19 protein-coding genes are annotated in these 19,488 nt (G+C 67.3%); 6 read left to right on the top strand and 13 right to left on the bottom strand.

Annotated features, from left to right (window positions below):
• Positions 1 to 139: 139 nt before the first annotated feature.
• Together WAQ08_RS19115 and WAQ08_RS19120 are read right to left on the bottom strand one after the other, a co-directional pair.
• Entirely contained in the window at positions 140 to 1,039 is a 900-nt protein-coding gene (locus WAQ08_RS19115; protein WP_422193853.1) for a ParB/RepB/Spo0J family partition protein, read from the bottom strand.
• A 166-nt stretch (positions 1,040 to 1,205) separates the two neighbouring features.
• Complete coding sequence (locus tag WAQ08_RS19120; protein WP_422193855.1) at positions 1,206 to 1,856, bottom strand: TetR/AcrR family transcriptional regulator; 651 nt, start codon at positions 1,854 to 1,856, stop codon at positions 1,206 to 1,208.
• A gap of 116 nt (positions 1,857 to 1,972) precedes the next feature.
• On the opposite strand from WAQ08_RS19120, the gene WAQ08_RS19125 reads away from it, so the two are divergent.
• Both WAQ08_RS19125 and WAQ08_RS19130 read left to right on the top strand, forming a co-directional pair.
• Positions 1,973 to 3,445: a cytochrome P450 gene (locus tag WAQ08_RS19125; RefSeq protein ID WP_422193857.1), complete on the top strand. Its 1,473-nt coding sequence runs from the start codon at positions 1,973 to 1,975 to the stop codon at positions 3,443 to 3,445.
• A 162-nt stretch (positions 3,446 to 3,607) separates the two neighbouring features.
• Positions 3,608 to 5,629 (top strand): PAS domain-containing hybrid sensor histidine kinase/response regulator, encoded by a 2,022-nt coding sequence (locus WAQ08_RS19130; protein ID WP_422193859.1) that lies wholly within the window; start codon positions 3,608 to 3,610, stop codon positions 5,627 to 5,629.
• Between the two features lie 3 nt (positions 5,630 to 5,632).
• On the opposite strand, the gene WAQ08_RS19135 is transcribed toward WAQ08_RS19130, so the two are convergent.
• From WAQ08_RS19135 to mnmG, 4 genes are all read right to left on the bottom strand, one after another.
• Positions 5,633 to 6,412: a ParA family protein gene (locus WAQ08_RS19135; protein WP_422193860.1), complete on the bottom strand. Its 780-nt coding sequence runs from the start codon at positions 6,410 to 6,412 to the stop codon at positions 5,633 to 5,635.
• Between the two features lie 147 nt (positions 6,413 to 6,559).
• The gene (locus WAQ08_RS19140; RefSeq protein WP_422193862.1) at positions 6,560 to 7,366 is read right to left on the bottom strand and encodes a PEP-CTERM sorting domain-containing protein; all 807 of its coding nucleotides are present in this window, start codon (positions 7,364 to 7,366) and stop codon (positions 6,560 to 6,562) included.
• A 79-nt stretch (positions 7,367 to 7,445) separates the two neighbouring features.
• Entirely contained in the window at positions 7,446 to 8,105 is a 660-nt protein-coding gene (gene rsmG, locus WAQ08_RS19145; RefSeq protein WP_422193863.1) for a 16S rRNA (guanine(527)-N(7))-methyltransferase RsmG, read from the bottom strand.
• 140 nt (positions 8,106 to 8,245) lie between these two features.
• Positions 8,246 to 10,342 (bottom strand): tRNA uridine-5-carboxymethylaminomethyl(34) synthesis enzyme MnmG, encoded by a 2,097-nt coding sequence (gene mnmG, locus WAQ08_RS19150; RefSeq protein WP_422193865.1) that lies wholly within the window; start codon positions 10,340 to 10,342, stop codon positions 8,246 to 8,248.
• An 827-nt stretch (positions 10,343 to 11,169) separates the two neighbouring features.
• On the opposite strand from mnmG, the gene WAQ08_RS19155 reads away from it, so the two are divergent.
• Positions 11,170 to 11,421, top strand: coding sequence for a YkgJ family cysteine cluster protein (locus WAQ08_RS19155; protein WP_422193866.1), 252 nt, complete (start codon positions 11,170 to 11,172; stop codon positions 11,419 to 11,421).
• Here the strand turns inward: WAQ08_RS19155 and WAQ08_RS19160 are convergent.
• Both WAQ08_RS19160 and WAQ08_RS19165 read right to left on the bottom strand, forming a co-directional pair.
• Entirely contained in the window at positions 11,393 to 12,463 is a 1,071-nt protein-coding gene (locus WAQ08_RS19160; protein WP_422193868.1) for a sterol desaturase family protein, read from the bottom strand. The two genes, WAQ08_RS19155 and WAQ08_RS19160, sit on opposite strands and share 29 nt — an antisense overlap.
• 179 nt (positions 12,464 to 12,642) lie before the next feature.
• Entirely contained in the window at positions 12,643 to 13,050 is a 408-nt protein-coding gene (locus tag WAQ08_RS19165; RefSeq protein ID WP_422193870.1) for a YchJ family protein, read from the bottom strand.
• Between the two features lie 107 nt (positions 13,051 to 13,157).
• Between WAQ08_RS19165 and WAQ08_RS19170 the strand changes: the two genes are divergently transcribed.
• Positions 13,158 to 13,958 carry an SDR family oxidoreductase gene (locus WAQ08_RS19170; RefSeq protein WP_422193872.1) on the top strand — a complete coding sequence of 267 codons (801 nt, stop codon included), beginning with the start codon at positions 13,158 to 13,160 and terminating at the stop codon, positions 13,956 to 13,958.
• Between the two features lie 58 nt (positions 13,959 to 14,016).
• Here WAQ08_RS19170 and WAQ08_RS19175 read toward each other — a convergent pair whose 3' ends face one another.
• The gene (locus WAQ08_RS19175) at positions 14,017 to 15,006 is read right to left on the bottom strand and encodes a hypothetical protein (RefSeq protein WP_422193874.1); all 990 of its coding nucleotides are present in this window, start codon (positions 15,004 to 15,006) and stop codon (positions 14,017 to 14,019) included.
• A 241-nt stretch (positions 15,007 to 15,247) separates the two neighbouring features.
• Here WAQ08_RS19175 and WAQ08_RS19180 point away from each other — a divergent pair, with 241 nt between their 5' ends.
• On the top strand, positions 15,248 to 15,667 hold the full coding sequence (locus WAQ08_RS19180; RefSeq protein ID WP_422193876.1) for an RNA recognition motif domain-containing protein: 420 nt from the start codon (positions 15,248 to 15,250) through the stop codon (positions 15,665 to 15,667).
• A gap of 230 nt (positions 15,668 to 15,897) precedes the next feature.
• Positions 15,898 to 16,296, top strand: coding sequence for a hypothetical protein (locus WAQ08_RS19185; protein ID WP_422193878.1), 399 nt, complete (start codon positions 15,898 to 15,900; stop codon positions 16,294 to 16,296).
• Positions 16,297 to 16,323: 27 nt separating this feature from the next.
• Here the strand turns inward: WAQ08_RS19185 and WAQ08_RS19190 are convergent, their stop codons facing one another.
• The 4 genes from WAQ08_RS19190 to WAQ08_RS19205 are packed head-to-tail and all read right to left on the bottom strand — an operon-like array spanning position 16,324 to position 19,468.
• A complete protein-coding gene (locus tag WAQ08_RS19190) occupies positions 16,324 to 17,169 on the bottom strand; it encodes an SDR family oxidoreductase (RefSeq protein ID WP_422193880.1) in 846 nt (281 codons plus the stop codon).
• The gene (lptC, locus tag WAQ08_RS19195; protein ID WP_422193881.1) at positions 17,166 to 17,792 is read right to left on the bottom strand and encodes an LPS export ABC transporter periplasmic protein LptC; all 627 of its coding nucleotides are present in this window, start codon (positions 17,790 to 17,792) and stop codon (positions 17,166 to 17,168) included. Before lptC ends, WAQ08_RS19190 begins: the two co-directional genes overlap by 4 nt.
• Positions 17,789 to 18,394, bottom strand: a complete 606-nt coding sequence (locus WAQ08_RS19200; protein ID WP_422193882.1) for a KdsC family phosphatase — start codon at positions 18,392 to 18,394, stop codon at positions 17,789 to 17,791. Before WAQ08_RS19200 ends, lptC begins: the two co-directional genes overlap by 4 nt.
• A gap of 30 nt (positions 18,395 to 18,424) precedes the next feature.
• Positions 18,425 to 19,468: a KpsF/GutQ family sugar-phosphate isomerase gene (locus WAQ08_RS19205; protein ID WP_422193884.1), complete on the bottom strand. Its 1,044-nt coding sequence runs from the start codon at positions 19,466 to 19,468 to the stop codon at positions 18,425 to 18,427.
• Between the last annotated feature and the right edge of the window lie 20 nt (positions 19,469 to 19,488).

Genomic DNA, 19,488 nt, shown 5'->3' on the forward strand with positions numbered 1-19,488 from the left:
ACCCCCAGTGCCGCCGGCAGCGCCAGCACGGCCCAGTAAGGCGCACCGGCATCGGCCAGGGCCTTGCACAGCGCCCAGGCCAGCACCCAGGTCAGCAGCGCCGGCGCCGGCCAGGAGCGGGACAGCAGGCGCTCGATGCTCAAGCCTGCGGCCCGCGCAGCTTGTCGATCAGGCCATTGAGCTCGTCGAGCGAGCCAAACTGGATGGTGATCTCGCCCTGCTCGCCGCGCTTGGTGCGGCGCTTCACGTTGATCTCCACCTGCGCGGTCAGCAGGTCAGAGAGCTCTTCTTCCAGGCGCAGCACGTCGCGGGATTTGTCCTGCTTGACGCGCAGCAGCGGCGTCTGGCGCCCTGCCCCGTTCACCTTGGCGACGAGCTTTTCGGCATCGCGCACATTGAGCTTCTTGCCCACGATCTCGTGCGCGGTGGTGATCTGCACGGCCTTGTCCAGCGGCAGCAGCGCACGGGCATGGCCCATGTCGATGTCACCGGCCATCAGCATGCCTTGCACAGGCTCGGCCAGGTTCAGCAGGCGCAGCAGGTTACTGGCGGCGCTGCGCGAGCGGCCCACGGCCTGCGCGGCCTGCTCGTGCGTGAGGCCGAACTCCTGCGTCAGGCGCTGCAGGCCTTGGGCTTCTTCCAGCGGGTTCAGGTCTTCGCGCTGGATGTTCTCGATCAGGGCCATCACGGCGGCGGCCTCGTCGGGCACCTCCTTGACCAACACGGGCACCTCGGTGAGCCCGGCCAGCTTGGCCGCGCGCGAGCGGCGTTCACCGGCGATGATCTCGTAGCGCCCGCTGCCGATGGGGCGCACCAGGATCGGCTGCATGATTCCTTGCGAGCGGATGCTCTCGGCCAGTTCGTACAGCGAGCCCTCGTCCATGCGCGTGCGCGGCTGGTACTTGCCGGCCTGCATCAGGTCCAGGCGCAGGGTGGTGGGCGCGCCTTCAACCGCGGGTGCCGCGGGCGTGTCGCTGACCTTGGGGCCCAGCAGGGCCTCCAGGCCCAGGCCGAGGCCCTTGGTTTTCTTGGTGGCCATGAGAGTGGTGTCGGGAAATGGGGCGCGCGGCGCAAAGGTAAGAAAACGCGGGGCGCAAGTGGCCGATGGTAGCAAACCCCTTTGCCGATCGGCATCGGCGCGAAGGTGCGGCATACGCCGCAAGGGCATCGCGGCACCAGGATCCGCGGGCTTGGACGATCCCTTGTCAGTGTTCGCGGATCAGCTCCCACACCATGCGCACCAACTCGTCCTCGAAGGCCTGGGTGCCCAGCAGCGGCGAGTTCTCCAGCGAGGCCGCCCGGATCGTGCCGATCACCGCGCGCGTGGCCACGAACAGCAGGGCCGGCGTGGGGGGGCGCAGGCCCTGCTCGCGCGCCTGCACCTGCGCCCAGGCGATCGCCACGTGCTCGGCCCCCTCGCGCTGCGCCTGCGCCACCGTGTCCACATGGTCCATCTGCCAGGCCAGCTTCACGATGGCCCGGTTGAGCGTGTTGCCCAGCCCGAAAGCCTGGATCAGCGCGCGGATGCGCAAGCGCAGGCCTTCCAGCGGCTCCTGCCGGCCGGCGGCCACATCCAGCAGCACGGTGCGCATCTCGTCCATCACCCGCTGGCGCTCGTCCGCGATCATCGCCTGCAGCACCGCCTCCTTGCTGGGGAAGTACTGATAGAGCGTGCCCACCGAGAAACCGGCCACCCGCGCGATCTTGTTGGTGCTGAGCGCGGCCAGCCCTTCGTTCTCAATGATCTGAGCAGTGGCCTGATAAATCATCCGCACGGTGTGCTGCGCGCGGCCCTGCACGGGGGCCTTGCGCATGGTTTTCTGCTGGGCGGCGGTGGTCTGACGGGGGCGGGCCATGGGCGTGATTCAAAGCTGAGCGGTAAGCGAGCGGCAAACGAGTTGCCGGAATGAGAATACCTGAATATTATTCAGTTTCAAAACAACACACACCCAACGTTGATCAGGAGACGAGCATGACAGAACGCGCCACCACCGCTTCCGGGGCCCAAGCCCCCGCTTTGCGCCGCCTGCAGGATCTGCCCGGCCCCAAGCCCTGGCCCCTGGTCGGCAATGCCCTGCAGTTCGACCGACCGCACGTGCACCAGGACATGGAAGCCCTGGCCAGGGAGTACGGCCCCTGCTTCCTGGTGAGCTTCATGGACATGCCCATCCTGGTGGTGGCCGACCACGCCCTGACGCACCAGATCATGCGGGCCCGCCCGCACGACTTCAGCCGCTCACGGCGTCTGGAGCGCGAGATGCGCGACCTGCGTTTGAAACCCGGCCTGTTCAACGCCGAGGGCGAGACCTGGCACCGCCAGCGCCGCATGGTGATGGCCGGCTTCACGCCCCAGCGCGTGCGCGCCTACTTCCCGGCCATGCTGCGCGTGCTCCAGCGCCTGCAGACCCGCTGGCAGCGCGCTGCCACTGAAGGCGCGCCCATCGACCTGCAGGCCGACCTGATGCGCTATACGGTCGACACCATCACCGGCCTGGCTTTCGGGCAGGAGGTCAACACCCTGGAGGCCGAGGGCGATGTGATCCAACGCCACCTGGACGTGATCTTCCCCACCCTGTTCAACCGCGTGCTCGGCGTGGTGCCCTACTGGCGCCTGTTCAAGCTGCCATCCGACCATGCCGTGGACCGCAGCGTGGCCGAGGTGCACCGCGCCATCGCCGACTTCATGGCCCGCGCCCGCGAGCGCCTGCAGCAGGATCCGGCCCGGCGCGAGAACCCGCCCAACCTGCTGGAGGTCTTCCTGGTGGCGTCCGAGCAGGAAGACAGCGGCGTGGGCGACGACGACGTGACCGGCAACGTGCTGACCATGCTGCTGGCCGGCGAAGACACCACCGCCAACACCCTGGCCTGGATGATCTGGCTGCTGCACAAGCACCCGCAGGTGCTGGCCCGTGCCCGTGACGAGGTCCGCGCCGCCGCACCCAATGGCCTGGCCGACTTCACCCCCGAGCTGATGGACGCGCTGGACTACCTGGGCGCCTGTGCCCACGAAACCATGCGCCTCAAGCCCGTGGGCCCCTTCATGCCCGTGGAGGCCCTGCGGGACATGGTGATCGGCGATGTGGCCGTGCCCGCCGGCACGCTGATCTGGAACGTGCTACGCCATGAAAGCGTCTCCGAGGAGCACGTGCCCCAGGCCGCGGCCTTCCAGCCCGAGCGCTGGCTGGCCGAGCACAACCCCGCCAAAAACCTCTCCATTCCCTTCGGCAGCGGCCCGCGCATCTGCCCCGGCCGTTACCTGGCGCTGCTGGAGATCAAGATGGCCATGGCCCTGCTGCTGTCGGCCTTCGACATCGCCGATGTGCGTCCCGACGACGGCGGCGAGGCGCGCGAGACCATGGCTTTCACCATGGGCCCCTCGCCGCTGACCCTGATGCTGCGCCCGGCATCGCCCGCAAGCGACACCCTGCTCACATTTTCGGCTTGACGCCATCAGCCGCCTGGTGTTTGATGATAGGTGCTCCGCTTTCGCGAGCGTCTCGTCTTGCCGTACATGGGCGCGGTTGAAACACAACAAAAGGCCGCTTCGACACACCTGACCTGTCCCGCCACCCGCCACAGCGCGCGTGCGCTCCGATAAAGTCAGGCCATGTCAGACACAGCAGGTTCCAGCCACTCGACGGCCACCATGGCCGCCGAACTCGAGGTCTTGCGGGCCGAGGTGGCCACCTTGCGCTCGGAGGCCGAGCGTTACCGCGCCGGCTTCGAGCTGAGCGCCTCCGGCCAGGTCATCTCCAGCCTGGAAGGCTGCATCAAGGTGGTCAATGACCGGGCCTGCGCCATCCTGGGCCACACGCGTGAAGCGCTGATCGGCAAGCACTTCAGCGAAATCACGCACCTCGCGGATCTCAAGCTCAACGCTGCCCTGCTTGAACAGCTCGTGCTGGGCATCGTGCCCAGCATGCGCATGGACAAGCGCTACCTGCGCGCCGACGGCAGCGCGGTGTGGTGCGCCATCCACGTGGCCATGGTGCGCGACGCCGAGGGCGAGCCCAAGTCCGTGCTGGCCGTCATCAACGACATCTCCGAGCGCAAGCGCATCGAATCCGAGTTGCGTGAGCGCAACGATGTGCTGGCCGGCCTGAGCGCGCACATGCCCAGCGCCCTGTTCATCTACAAGGTCGATGAGCGCGGCCACCGCAGCCTGCCCTACCTCAGCGAGAGCATGAGCACCATGTTCGAGCTGGATCTGCCCACGCTGCGCGAGGACGCCACCCTGCTGGCACAGCGCATCCACCCCGACGACGTGCACCGCCTGTCCGTCGAGGCCGAGGACAGCCACCGCCACCTCACGCCCATCCAGCAGGAGTACCGCGTGCTGCTGCCGTCGCGCGGGCTGCGCTGGGTCGCGGCCCGCAGCATGCCCCACCGCATGCCCGACGGCAGCACCCAGTGGTACGGCGTGATGACCGACATCACCGACCAGAAGCTCTACCAGGAGGCCGTGGTCAACGCCCAGGCGGCCGAGCGCGCCAACCAGGCCAAGAGCGATTTCCTCTCGCGCATGAGCCATGAGTTGCGCACCCCGCTCAACGCCGTGATCGGCTTCGCCCAGCTGCTGCGCATGGACACCCAGCGCCCGATGGACGAAGAGCAGCAGCGCCGTGTAGCGCTTATCGAGGAAGCAGGTGCTCACTTACAGGCCGTGATCAACGATGTGCTCGACCTGTCCCGCATCGAGGTGGGCAGCCTGCCGCTGTCGATCGAATCGCTCAACCTGCGGGCCCTGGGCGACGAGGCGCTGAACATGGTCGAGGAGATGGCCCACAGCGCGGCCGTCAAGCTGCTGCCGCCCGAGATCGCCGGCGACCTGTACGTGCGCGGCGACCGTGTACGCCTGCGCCAGGTGCTGGTCAACCTGCTGAGCAACGCCATCAAGTACAACCGCCAGGGCGGCACCGTGCAGCTCAAGGCCCGCCCCCAGGGCAGCGAGGTGCTGATGGAGGTGAGCGACAACGGCATCGGCATGAGCGAGGAGCAGCAGCAGCACCTGTTCGAGCCTTTCAACCGCCTGGGGGTCGAATCCAGTGGCGTGGACGGCACCGGCATCGGCCTGGTGATCGTGCGCAAGCTGCTGGAGCTGATGAAGGGCGAGGTGCGCGTCTCCAGCCACAAGGGCCGCGGCACCACCGTGAGCGTCACGATGGCCAGCGCGCTGCCGGCCACGCCCGCACTGCCCACGGCCCGCAGCACGCCCGAGGACGAGCCCGCCCCCCTGCCCACCCGCACGGCCACCCTGCTCTACGCCGAGGACAACGACGTCAACGTGATGCTGGTGGAGCAGATCCTGGCGCTGCGGCCCGAGTGGAACCTGCTGGTGGCCGTGAGCGGCACGCAGGCCCTGGCGCTGGCCCGCGAGACCTGTCCCGACCTGCTGCTGCTGGACATGCACCTGGGCGACATGACGGGCTTCGATGTCGTCACCGAACTGGACAAGGACGACCGCCTGTCGCAGATCCCGCGCGTGGCCCTGTCGGCCGACGCCATGCCCGACCAGATCCATGCGGCCAAGGCCCGCGGCTTCGAGGCCTACCTGACCAAGCCGCTGGACGTGAGCAACCTGCTGGACTGCCTTGACGAGCACATGCGGCGCCTGACGGCTGCCAGCTAAACCTTACTTCAGCCGGCCACCTTTGACCCGCTCGACCAACTCCTGCGCGAACTCGATGAAGGCCTGCGCGCCCTTGCTGCTGCGGTCGAACACCACGCCGGGCATGCCGTGGCTGGGCGCCTCGGCCAGGCGCACGTTGCGCGGGATCACGGTGTTGAACACCTTCTCGCCGAAGTGGCTCTTGAGCTGGTCACTCACCTGCTGCTGCAGGGTGATGCGCGGGTCGAACATCACCCGCAACAGGCCGATCAGCTGCAGCTCGCGGTTGAGGTTGGCGTGCACCTGCTTGACGGTGTTGACCAGGTCGGTAAGGCCTTCGAGCGCGAAGTACTCGCACTGCATCGGCACGATCACGCCATGCGCGCAGGTCAGGCCGTTGAGCGTGAGCAGGCTCAGGCTGGGCGGGCAATCGATCAGCACGAAGTCGTACTCAGCCGCAGCCGCCTCGATGGCCGTCTTGAGGCGCCGGTCGCGGCGCTCCAGGTTGACAAGTTCGATCTCGGCGCCCGAGAGTTCACGGTTGGCGCCCAGCACGTCGTAGCCGCCCTTGGGGCTGGGCTGGCGCGCCTCGGCGATGGACACATCCTCTAGAAGCACGTCGTACACCGTGTGCTCCAACGTGCGCTTGTCCACGCCCGAACCCATGGTGGCATTGCCTTGTGGATCAAGGTCCACGATCAGCACCCGCTGCCCGATCTGGGCCAGGCCGGCGGCCAGGTTGACGGTGGTGGTGGTCTTGCCGACCCCGCCCTTTTGGTTGGCAATGCAGAAGATGTGCGGCATGCCTGAATTATGGCTGCAGGGCCTGTGGCTGGGCAGCGGGGGCATGCCGGATCAGGCGGGTGTTAGGCACAAAAAAGCCGCCCCTCACTGCCAAGGGACGGCTTCGTTGCGGCGCCGTGACAGGCGCTACTGCTTGTGACTGCTGGCTCAGGCCGCGCGGCGACGGCGTGCCGCCACGGCAACGCCCACCAAGCCCAGGCCCATCATGGCCCAGGTTCCCGGCTCGGGCACCTCGGGCATCACCAGCGTGCCCTGGGCCACGATGGTCGAGGTGATGGTGCCGTAATCCGAGACGCCTTGGATGGTGCTCAACCCCAGTTCAACCAGCCCCAGGGCCGCCGAGAAATTGGCCAGGCCTTCCTGCGTGATCTTCAGGCCGGAGATCACGTTGGTGTAACTGCCCGCGCCGACCTGCACATTGGTCGGCCCCGTCAGCGAGGCGTAATCCCAGAGGTAGAAATGCTGCAGCGTGGTGGCGGCGGCGCCATCCACACCAGAGAAGTTGCCCGTGAGGTCTGCGTACACCCGCTTCTGGGTCAGGTCGACACTCAGATTGGCCACCGTCACAGAGCCCCCCGTGGACACACCGGCCAGGGGCGCGATGGTCAGGATCGCACCGCCCTGAGAGCCCGCGGCGAGCACATCGCCCGTGACGTCATTGACAGTCATGAAGCTCAGAGGGGCATCGGCCGTGACGCCGGTGCGCACCGAACCGAAGGGCGGGCGGCTCGTGAAGATTTCGTCGACCGAGGCGGGGGCCAGTTCGGTGAACACCACCTTGCCCACATTGAGCGCCGTCACCAGGCTGGTGCTGAACGACAGGACCGCATTGCCGCCGATCAAGGTCAAGCCCTGCTGGGTTTCGCCTGGTTCAACGGTGATGGTCGCGGCCTGGGCTGCCGATGCCAGGGCGATCAACGAAGCTGCGAACAACTGCTTGACGGTGTGCTGCATGGTGGGCTCCTCAGATTGGCATGTATTCGGGATCGATGCCCGGTACCTTAGCAGCGGCGCCCGCAAAGAACACCTGACGTTAACCCTTTTTCGTGCCCCCCCCAGCCTGGGGTATCAACCAGAGCAGGCAGCGCTCGGCGTCCAGGCCCGGCACCTGCAAAACCTGGTGGCGTTGCACGCTCACGGTCTTGGGCAGGGCCGCCAGTTCATCGTCCGGCATCTTCCCCTTCATGGCCATCCAGATCCCGTGCGCCGGATGCAGCAGTTGCTGGGTCCAATCGGTGAAATCCCCCAGCGAGGCAAAGGCCCGGGATGCCACTACATCGAAGCGACCTTTCAGCTGCTCCACCCGGGCGTGCTCCGCGCGCAGGTTGGGCAGCTTCAATTCGGCCGCTACCTGGCGGATGAAGGCGGCCTTCTTGCCCACCGTGTCCACACAGGTCACGGCCACGGCCGGGCACAGGATGGCCAGCACCACCCCGGGCAACCCGCCGCCACTGCCCACGTCCAGCAGGTTGAATCGGCTGGGCACGGCCTGGGCCTGGGCCCAGTCGAGACCCAGGTGCGCCAACAAGGGCTCGACCACCACCAGGCAATCGGCCAGATGGTGGCTCAGCATGTCCTGCGGGCTGCGCAGGGCCGTGAGATTGTAGGTGGCGTTCCAGCGCTGCAGCAGGGCCATGTAGCCGGCCAAGGCCGCCAGTTGTTCGGGCGTTGGCGACAGGCCCACGGAAGCCATCACTGGCGGCATCTGCTCGGCCCATTGCTCAACAGACCAAGGCGGCTCTTGCCGGGATGATGGCGTTTCCGGGCGAGGTGCAGAGTTCACCGGCCGGGGCATCGACTGCGCAGTACCGCTGCGCCCACGTGCTCCCGGCTTCATGCGGCGGCGCCCTTTTCCAGCTTCTCCAGCGGCGCACCGGCGTGCGACTCATCATTGACCGCGCCGCCTTCAAAGCCCTTGAAGCGGCCCTTCTTCAGGTGGATCAGCAGCAGTGAAATGGCTGCGGGCGTGACGCCTGACATGCGTGAGGCTTGCCCCAGAGTTTCAGGGCGATGGCGCTGCAGCTTCTGGCGCACCTCATGGCTCAGGGCCGAGACCTGGGTGTAATCCAGTTCGTCCGGCAGTTTCAGGTGCTCATAGTGCGCCGCACGTTGCACTTCGTCGTTCTGCTTGTCGATGTAGCCGGCGTACTTGATGCTGATCTCCACCTGCTCGATCACGGCGTCGGCCAAGCTGCCACCCAGTTCAGTCTGCAGTGTCTGGCGTGACGGAGCTTGCGCGTCGGTTTCACGTGAAACATCGGTGGCCGATTTGAGCTTGACATTGGGCTTGGCGCCCGCAATCGCAGCCACTTCCGCCACGGTGTCAAAGCTCACGCCGGGGCGGCGCAGCAGATCAGCCAGACTGTATTCGTGCTCCAGGGCCTTGCCCACCAAGCGCTCCGCGTCCTGCGCAGGCAAGGTGGCCGGGCGTACCCAGATGGCACGCAAGCGCTCTGTTTCACGTGAAACAGCGTCGCGCTTGCGGTTGAAGACATCCCAGCGCACGTCGTCCACCAGGCCGATCTCACGGCCCAGTTCGGTCAAGCGCAGGTCGGCATTGTCTTCACGCAGCTGCAGGCGGAACTCGGCGCGGCTGGTGAACATGCGGTAAGGCTCGGTCACGCCCTTGGTGATCAGGTCGTCCACCAGCACGCCCAGGTAAGCCTGGTCACGGCGCAGGGTGAAGGGCTCACGGCCCAGGGCCTGCAGGCCCGCGTTGACCCCGGCATACAGGCCTTGGGCAGCGGCCTCTTCATAGCCAGTGGTGCCATTGATCTGCCCGGCGAAGAACAGGCCCTGGATGGCACGGGTCTCGAAGGTGGACTTGAGTTCACGTGGATCGAAGTAGTCGTACTCGATCGCATAGCCCGGACGCAGCACGTAGGCCTGATCCAGTCCTGGCATGGATTGCAGCGCCGCCAGTTGGATGTCGAAGGGCAGCGACGTGCTAATGCCGTTGGGGTAGAACTCGTTGGTGGTCAGGCCTTCGGGCTCCAGGAAGATCTGGTGCGAATCCTTGTCGGCGAAGCGGTTGACCTTGTCTTCGATGCTGGGGCAGTAGCGCGGCCCCACCCCTTCGATCACACCCGTGAACATCGGGCTGCGGTCGAAGCCGGAGCGGATGATCTCGTGCGTGCGCTCGTTGGTGTGGGTGATCCAGCAAGGCAACTGGCGGGGGTGTTGATCGGGTGTGCCCAGAAAACTAAACACCGGCACCTCGGGCCCCGTGGGTGCGGATTCACCCCACTGTCCCACCAGGCCGACGCCATCGCCCGGCTGCTCCGACAGCTTGCTGAAGTCAATGCTGCGGCCGTCGATGCGGGGCGGCGTGCCGGTTTTCAGGCGCCCCTGGGGCAACTTGAGTTCCTTGAGTCGGCCCGACAGGCTGACCGCTGGAGGATCACCCGCACGGCCAGCGCTGTAGTTCTGCAGGCCCACGTGGATCTTGCCGTCCAGGAAGGTACCGGCGGTGAGCACCACGGTACGGGCACGGAAGCGCACACCCACCTGGGTCACAGCGCCCACCACCTTGTCGCCCTCCACCATCAGGTCGTCCACGGCCTGCTGGAAGATCCACAGATTGGGCTGGTTCTCCAGGCGTCGGCGGATGGCGGCCTTGTAGAGGATGCGGTCGGCCTGGGCCCGGGTGGCGCGCACAGCCGGGCCCTTGCTGGAATTGAGGATACGGAACTGGATGCCGCCTTCGTCGGCGGCGGCGGCCATGGCCCCGCCCAGCGCATCCACCTCCTTGACCAGGTGGCCCTTGCCGATGCCACCGATGGAGGGGTTGCAGCTCATCTGCCCCAGCGTCTCGATGTTGTGGCTCAGCAGCAAGGTGGCGCAGCCCATGCGCGCGGCGGCCAGCGCGGCCTCAGTGCCTGCGTGGCCGCCACCGACCACGATCACATCGAATTCCTTGGGGTAGATCATCACAACACCATCAACAAGTGAAGACGCGGCCTGAGGGCCGCGCACGGGCTCGATTATCCCGGACGGGCTGCCTGGCCACCAGGGGCTGGCGCACGTTTCCCCAGCATTCGTGTGGCTGGGATGGGGTGTGGCGGTGCGGGCATTCATCCTGATCGTGTGCTTGATGCCTGGGGCTAACTGGCGCTTCTTTGGTTCGATCAAGCTTCCGGGATCCGGCATGCCGACGACCGGCGCGCTTTGTCGTGGCAGCGCGGGGCGCGGGATGTGGGGGTGGCATGCGTAGAAGAGGTTGCGCGTGACAGACATGTAGAGCGTGAAGCGACGCCAATACCGCTAGCGCTCACGCGGTAGTTGCGGCAGTGAGCGCGGCGGTGGTCCACTGGCCAAGGCAGCAGTTCAAGCGCAGCCTTCGAGGCGTCAGGCCTACCCAATCAAAGGACAAGCCCCCCGCATGCGGAGAGCGGGGCATCAAAGGGCTGAGGGGGCCTCTGACCAGGCGCCTTGTTGGCGTCGCAGGCGCGCAGGGAGGGACAGGTCTGCCCCTGGCCTGCGGCCAGGGGATGGCGAGCATGTTTGAGCACGAAGGGCGAGTCACGCAGCCACCTGTCCCGTACGAGCACCGGAGAGCAGTCCTGCCAAGGGCAGGATCGCCAACTTCGAAGACCGGCCAGAGGCCCCCTCAGACCCCGCCCCGCGCTGCCCCGACAAAGCGCTCACTCTCATGCATGCAGGGCAGCACAAAAAATACAAGGAGCCCCAACTTGTTCCACGTGAAACACAAAAGGCATCGACCCACAGCCCGCAACGCCAAGGCACAATCCACCCCCATGCAATGCCGCCCAGGCTGCGGCGCCTGCTGCACCGCCCCCTCCATCAGCTCACCCATGCCCGGCCTGCCTCACGGCAAACCGGCGGGCGTACCCTGCCCTCATCTGGATGAAGCACTGCGCTGCCGCCTGTTCGGCCAGCCCGAACGGCCGGCCGTGTGCGGTTCACTGAAACCGTCGGCGGAGATGTGTGGCGCAGACCGCGCCCAGGCCATGCACTGGCTCAGCGAGCTGGAACGTGCGACGGGTTGACTGCACCAGCAGCCGCCCCCCCACCCTTCTCAGCCGCCACCACCGCAGCCAACTTGCCATCCAGCAGCGCCTCGGGCGGCACCCCCGTGGCCGAACCAGTCAGCGCCTTCATGTGGGCGCGCAGCTGCTCCGTGGTCAGGCCCCTGCCATCCGGGGCCCAGCCCGGCGGCATGAACACATAGCCCAGGGCATCCTTCAGGCTGCGGGCGCGCAGCACATCGCGGCCGATGCTGAACCACTCGTGCAGGCAGATCTTGATCGCGCTGTACGTGGTCACCTGTTTGACCAGGCCATAGCGGATCGGCACGTCGTCCTTCTCCGGCACGTAGGTGCCGAACAGGCGGTCGAACAGCAGGATGGTGCCGCCATAGTTCGCGTCCAGATACTCAACATTGGCGGCATGGTGCACACGGTGTGCCGACGGTGTGTTCAGGATGCCCTCTAGCCAGCCCAGCTTGGGCACCAGGTCGGTGTGGATCCAGAACTGGTAGACCAGGTTCATCGCGTACGAGAACAGCACCACCTCGGGCGGGAAGCCCAGCAGGCACTGCGGCGCGAAGAACACGAAAGCGCCCGTGATCTTGCCGGTGATGGATTGGCGGAACGCTGCCGCCAGGTTGTACTGGTTGCCCGAATGGTGCACCTGGTGCGAAGCCCAGTACCAGCGGATGCGGTGGCCGGCGCGGTGCATCCAGTAATAGAAGAACTCGGTGGTGAAGAACATGGCCACCCAACCCCACCACGTGTCCATCGGCACCGTCCAGAAGCGGTGCTCGTACATCCAGGCGCCCAGCGGCAGCGAGGCGCCCAGCACGGCCCCCATGGGGATCGCCTCGACCACCAGACGCCAGCCGTTGATGCGCACCGTCGTCCAGAAGGCACGCCAGTCATAGGCCTTGTTGCTGCGGTGGCGGCGCGCAATGGCCAGGCCTTCCATCGCCGTGATGCTCACGGCCAGGCCGCCGAGCACCAGCATCAGCACCCGGGTCGAATCCAGGGTCTGCCAGAAGTCCGTCAGGGATTGGGTGATCGTCTCGAACATGTTGGGCCACGCAGGGTGGATCAGGTACAGCACCTGTTCAGCACCATAAGGACTTGCCCTGGCGCTGTCTCTCGGGGAAGCCCTTTGCGCAGGCGCCTAACCCCCTGATCGAGGGTGTGCATTGCATGCATAACGCACAAACTACCGCTCCTCAAGAGCGCGCCGGCCCCGCACTCAGCTCAGGGCGTGACGACAGACAGGTAGTACCAGTGCCCCTGCTCGCGCACGAAGTCGCTGGTCTCCTCCTGGCGCTCGGCCTTCCCGCCGATCTTGAAGCGCGCCACGAAACTGACACGTCCTCGACTTTCAGAAGGGGGCGGCGCTGCCTTGATGCTCAAGCCCAGCCACTTCATGCCCGGCTCCGGCGGCTCGATGCCGGCCGGGCGTGTGGTGGGGTGCCAGGTCTCCAGCAGATAGGGCCTGATGTCCTTGACGAAGGCCGTGTAACGAGACCTCATCAGCGCTTCAGGCGTGGGCGCCTGCATGGGCAACATGCCGCCCGGGTGATAGCGGCCACAGCACTCGGCATAGCCCGCGGCGCCACCACAAGGGCATGGTTCGATGGGAGAACGGCGGGGCGAATTCATATCGGCGGTGGCGTGAAGACAAGGACGGAGATTCAACAGCCGGCCCATGCATGGGCACGCGCACCAGAGGCGGCGCCCCACCCAGGGCAGGCGGGCACAATCATGGCATGACAACGCCTGCCACCGCCCTGCCCCCATCCAGCCCCTTCCGGCTCGATGGCCGTGTGGCACTGCTCACCGGCGCCGCACGCGGACTGGGCCTGTGCATGGCGCAGGCCCTGGCCCAGGCTGGTGCCACCGTGTGGCTCAACAGCCGTGATGCCGACGCCACAAAGGCAGCCGCACAAGCGATAACCCAGGCTCTGCCAGAAGGCAGCCCGTTACCGCAGGCCCTGCCCTTCGACATCGCCGACGCCGCAGCCCGTGCGCGCGCCCTGGCGCACATCGACGCCACGCACGGCCGCCTGGACATCCTGGTCAACAACGTGGGCCAGCGTGATCGCCGCCCGCTGGATGCCTTCGAGGGCGACGACATCCTGCGCCTGCTCGACACCAACCTGGTCGCCCCCCTGCTGCTGGCCCGCGATGCCGCGCGGCTCATGCCCGATGGCCAGGGGCGCATCATCAACATCACCTCGATCGCCGGGCCCATCTCACGCGCCGGCGATGCGGCCTACACCGTGAGCAAGGGCGGTCTGGATGCCGCCACCCGTGCGCTGGCCGCCGAGCTGGGCCCGCGCGGCCTCACCGTCAACGCCGTGGCCCCGGGCTACTTCGCCACCGAGGCCAACGCCGCCATGAGCGCCGACCCCAGCGTGGCCGACTGGCTGTCGCGCCGCACCTCGCTGGGCCGCTGGGGCCAACCGGCAGAGATCGCCGGCGCCGTGGTCTTCCTGGCCTCACCCGCGGCCAGCTACATCACCGGGCAGACCCTGGCCGTGGACGGCGGCTACCTGGCGCACTTCTGACCGGCCCCGGCCTTGCAGGTCGCCCTGCCCCAGGCGCCCCATGTACCTCGATCCACCCTCAGCCCTGCGGATCCTGCCGATCACGCAGCGCCAGGTAGATCTCGCACACGCCACGCAGGTACACCAGCGTCGGCATGACCAGCGCCAGCGAGAACACCACCCCGCCGCCGATGGCCGCCGCGCGGATGTAGCCCACGGCCTCAGGCGGCACGACCTGCGCATTGACGTTGTGCAAACCGCCACCGAACAGGCCCACCATCAGCACCTCGGGCGGCACGTCCACCCCGGTCAACCACACCGAAGCCTCCGCCATCAGCCGGCCACCGGCCATCACCACGAAGCCCGTGCCCGCGCCCACCAGGCCCGTCACCAGGCTCAGACCCACCATCATCACGGCGGCATGCAGCACATGCAGGCGCAGGAAGCGCAGCACCTGCCGCACGCTCTGCCATGACGAGGCGCCGGCCCACACCGTGGGCCCCGTGAGCGGCCCCACCACAGCCCCGCCCGCCAGCATCGCCAGCCCCACCACCACCACCGTCAGGGGCACGACCAGGCCATAGAGCCAGGGGCCGGCCATCGGCATGCGGCACAGCCAGAACAGCCCGGCCAGCGCGCCCACCAGGGCAGCCGCCGCCAGGCCCACCACCGCCAGCGTGATCAACACGCGGTGCCCCACGCCCAGCGCGTCCAGCACCGCATCGGCCACCTCACGCGGCGGACGGCCCAGCGCCCGGTCCATCAGCAGCAGCCCCGCCGCATTCGAGCCATAGAACACGATGAACAGCGCCGCCGCGCCCTGCCCCACGGCCCATGGCAGCTCGCCCCGCGCCATCGATGCCTGCGCCGTGGCAAAGGCCAAGCCAGCACCAGCGAAAGCCGCCAGCAACACGTACATGGCACGCCCATCGCGCACAGCTTCGATGCTGCCCAGCACGCGCACAATGGCACGCCACCAATCAAACGGCCCCTGGATGTTTTGAAGAGGTTGCAGCCCGGGCGCGAAGGCCTGCGCGTCAAGCTCGTGATTTGAGTTTCTGGTATTCATGGACAGCATTTTCAAAAATTAGGGGCTAGCCCTAGGTGATTTTGACGACCTGGAGCAACACCGCAGCTAAGTGCTTGACATTTCCGAACCAATTGGGCCCCTAAATCAGGTTGTAGGTGCTATTCGAAACCAAATAAAGACCACATAATGGCAGCCTGTGTCTGGTAGCGGCGCCTTCGATGGAATGGGTCCCGATGGTTGAAAGCTCCACATGGTTGATAGATAGAAGGAGCTCCTTTCCATGAGCAACAACAAGCTGTACGTGGGCAATCTGGCCTACAGCATCCGCGATCAGGATCTGCAGGACGCCTTTGGTGCCTACGGTGCGGTCCAGTCCGCCAAGGTCATGATGGACCGTGATACCGGCCGTTCCAAGGGTTTCGGTTTCGTCGAAATGGGCTCTGATGCCGAAGCGCAAGCTGCCATCAACGCTTTGAACGGTCAGCCCCTGGCTGGTCGCTCAATCGTGGTCAACGTCGCTCGCCCCCGTGAAGAGCGTCCCAGCGGTTTCCGCAGCCCGTACGGCGGCGGCGGCGGCCGTGGTGACGGCGGCGGCTTCGGCGGCGGTCGTCGCGAAGGCGGCGGCGGTGGTTTCGGTGGTGGCCGTCGCGAAGGCGGCGGTGGTGGCTACGGCGGCGGTCGCCGCGACGGTGGCTACTGATCCCCACCGGTTTCCTCGCGAAACTGCATAAAGCGGTGCCTTCGGGCACCGTTTTTTTTGCCTGTCGCAAATCTGCGCCCAGGCCCTGCTTCGATTTTTCACCAGCCGCCACGTTCACAAGCTGAACCGAATCTTTGTCATTTGCTTACACAATTCCTGTCGTCGCCTCCCGCCCGCCATCCGTTGAAAAGGCACACAAGCCTGACACCACAGGCACAGGAGTCGACAACATGCAACACACCGCCATCACCCTCCCCCGCCGCATCCTGCTGGCCGCCACCACGGGCCTGGCCCTGGCACACGGTGCCGCACAGGCCGGCGTGAACGTCAGCGTGGGTGTGAACCAGCCCGGCTTCTATGGCCGTGTGATCGTGGGCGATCACCGCCCCGCCGTGATCTACCCGCAGCCGGTCATCATCCAGTCCTCACCCACGGCCGTGGTGCAGCAGCCCATCTACATGAACGTGCCTCCAGGCCACTACAAGCACTGGTCGCGTTACTGCGGCCGCTATAGCGCCTGTGGCCAGCCGGTGTATTTCGTGCAGGATGCGTCGAGCCCCGTGTTTGTCCAAGACCGAGGCGGTCGCCACAGGGATCGCGATGACCACCGCGGCGATCATCGCCGCTGATACAGAGCGCTGGCTGGCACTCGGTCGTCAGCCGGCTGAGGGCGGGATCTTGCCCTGCCCGGGCGCTTCGCGGCGCCGCTTCTTGCGGTGCTTCTGCGCACCCACCACGGCATCGAACAGGCCACGCGGCAAGGCCCGCAGCACGGCGTAGACCACACCCATGGGCCACGGGATCACGGTGAAGCGCGCGCCCTGCTCGATGGCAGGCACCGCGCGCGCCGCGAACGCGTCAGCATCCATCAAAAAGGGCATGGGGTAGTCGTTGTGCGCCGTGAGCGGCGTGTCCACGTAGCCCGGTGTGAGGGTCACCACCTTCACGCCCTGGCCGCGCAGTTCGCCCCGTAGCGTTTCGCACATCTGCACCACCGCGGCCTTGGTGCCGCAGTAACCCGCATGGCCGGGCAGCCCCCGCGCTGCCGCCACACTGGCCACGCCCACCAGGGTGCCGCGGCCACGCTGCACCATCGGCCCGATGAAGGGCTGGAAGGTGGCGGCCATGCCCAGCACATTGGTCTCGTACAGGTCGCGCAGCACGGGCAGGTCTTCGGCCAGGGCCAGGTCCACGCCCACACTGATACCGGCATTGGCGATGACGGTGTCGGGCACGCCCTGCTCGGCCAGGCAACGGGCGGCCACGGCGCTCAAGGTGCCGGTATCGCGCACGTCGGCCTGGTAGATGGCCACGCGCGCTGCGTCCGTGCCTTGCTGCGCCACCCAGGCCTGCAGCGCATCGGTGCGCCGGGCCACCAGCGCCAGCCGCGCCCCCTGGGCCAGGTAGCGCCGGGCCAGCGCCAGCCCGATGCCGCTGGACGCCCCGGTGATGAACACCAGGGGCGCTGCCGATGCCGGGGTAGGGCCACCCAGGCCGCTCACGGCGCGGGCGCCTTGTTCTGCTGCAGGCGGCCGGACACACGGCCTCCTATCTGGGTCAGGCCGGTGCGGCTGTCGTAGTCCAGGCTGCTGCCATTGACCACGCCTTCGGGGCTGGTCAAACGCACGGGCTGGCGCGAGGTCACGCGGCGCGTGTCGGTGTGCACCACAAGCTCTTCGCCATCGAACACCACGGGGCCGCGCGCCTGGTTGGGTGCCACCGGCGTGGCCACCACGTGGGCCTGGCCCTTGAGGTTCACGACGGCGTCATCGCCCTGGTAGGTGCCCTGCAGGGCGCGTGCGGTCAGGTGCTGGCCCTGGGCATCCTGCCCGACCATGTGGAACTCACTGACCACCAGGCGGTCGCCTTCGGGGTAGTGGCGCATGGTGGTGCCACGCAGCACGGAGATGCGCTGGCCGTTCAGGTCGAAACGCTCGACCATGGCGTCCGACAGCACGTAGTCCGGGATGGAGGGCGGCAGGGCCGTGCGGTCCGCACCGTCCTCGGAGGGCACGGACTGCACCAGCCACCAGGTGTAGGCGGCCAGCCCCGCGATCATCACGATCGGGAAGGCCGCGCGGGCCTGGTCGACCACCCGCACCAGGAGCCGGGGGGCCTTGCTCACGGGCGGGCCTCCGGCGCATTGCCCGTGTTGCTCACGTTGCTGTCCAGCGTGGTCAGGTGGCCGTGCAGCAGCGCTTCATAGCGGCCACTGGCCTGCAGCAGCAGATCGCAGCATTCACGCGCGGCGCCATGGCCGCCCTGGGCCTTGGTGACATGGTGGGCCGCGGCGCGGGCATCGGCATGGGCATTGACCGGCGCGCAGGCCCAGCCAGCACGCAGCAGCAGGGGCAGGTCGGGCCAGTCGTCGCCCATGGCGGCCACCTGGGGCCACGCCAGGCCCAGCGAGGCCAGCAGCGGCGTGGCCGCGGCCAGCTTGTCGTGCGCGCCGAACACGGCGTGGGTCAGGCCCAGGTCTTTCAGGCGGCGGCGCACGGCGGGGGAATCACGGCCGGTGATCACGATGGGCGTGATTCCGCCCTGGGCCAGCAGCTTCAGGCCGTGGCCGTCGAGCGCATGGAAGGCCTTGAGCGTTTCACCAGCCTCGCTGATGTAGAGGCTGCCGTCGGTCAGCACGCCATCGACGTCGAAGATGCAGGCGCGGATGCCGCGAGCCGGGGCCAGCACGGCTTCATCGAAGCGCAGGGAGGGGGTGAGGGGTCGCATGCGAACGGCGTTGAGACAAAGGCGCGCTGGTCAGATGACCTTGGCGCGCATCAAATCGTTGGTGTTGAGGGCGCCCACCAGGCGGCCATCGGCATCGACCACCAACAAGGTGGTGATGCGGCGCTCTTCCATCACGGCCACGGCCTCGGCGGCCAGCAGCTCGTCGCCGATGGTGCGGGGCGCCGGGGTCATGACCTGGGTGGCCGTGGTGGCGCGCAGGTCGGCGCCTGTCTCGATCTTGCGGCGCAGGTCACCGTCGGTGAAGATGCCCAGCACGCGGCGCTCGGCATCGACGATGGCGGCGGCGCCCAGGCCCTTGGCGCTCATTTCGCGCATCAGGTCGCCAAAGGCGGTGTCGGGGCCCACGGCGGGTACGGCATTGCCCGAGCGCATCACGTCGCGCACATGGGTGAGCAAGCGGCGGCCCAGCGAGCCGCCGGGGTGGGATCGGGCGAAGTCTTCGGGCTTGAAGCCGCGCACATCCAGCAGGGTCACGGCCAGGGCATCGCCCAGGGCCATCTGCGCAGTGGTGCTGGCGGTGGGGGCCAGGTTCAGCGGGCAGGCTTCCACGGCCACGGCGCTGTCGAGCACCACGTCAGCATGGCGGGCCAGGGCCGATTCGGCCTTGCCGGTCATCGCGATCAGGGGCACGCCCTGGCGCTTGAGCACGGGCAGCAGGCCGGTCAGCTCTTCGCTTTCACCTGAATTGGAGATGGCCAGCACCACGTCACCGGGCGTGACCATGCCCAGATCGCCGTGATGGGCCTCGGCCGGGTGCACGAACATGGCAGGTGTGCCGGTGGAAGCCAAGGTGGCCGCGATCTTGCGTCCGACATGGCCGCTCTTGCCCATGCCCATCACCACCAACCGGCCGTGGCAGGCCAGTACCAGGGCCACGGCCCGCGCGAAGGCCGCGGCAGGCGCGCCGCCACCCTCCAGGCGGGCGCGCAGGTCCAGCAGGGCCTGGGCTTCGATCTGCAGCGCCTGGCGCGCCAGGCCCGCCAGCGCCTCGTCAGCAGGGACGGCGGGCGGATTCACGGCCTGGGGCGCGGCAGAAGAGGACGAAAGGGACATGAAGGCGAAACCACACAGTA

The sequence above is a fragment of the Aquabacterium sp. genome, assembly GCF_049274795.1.
Classification (GTDB): domain Bacteria; phylum Pseudomonadota; class Gammaproteobacteria; order Burkholderiales; family Burkholderiaceae_C; genus Aquabacterium.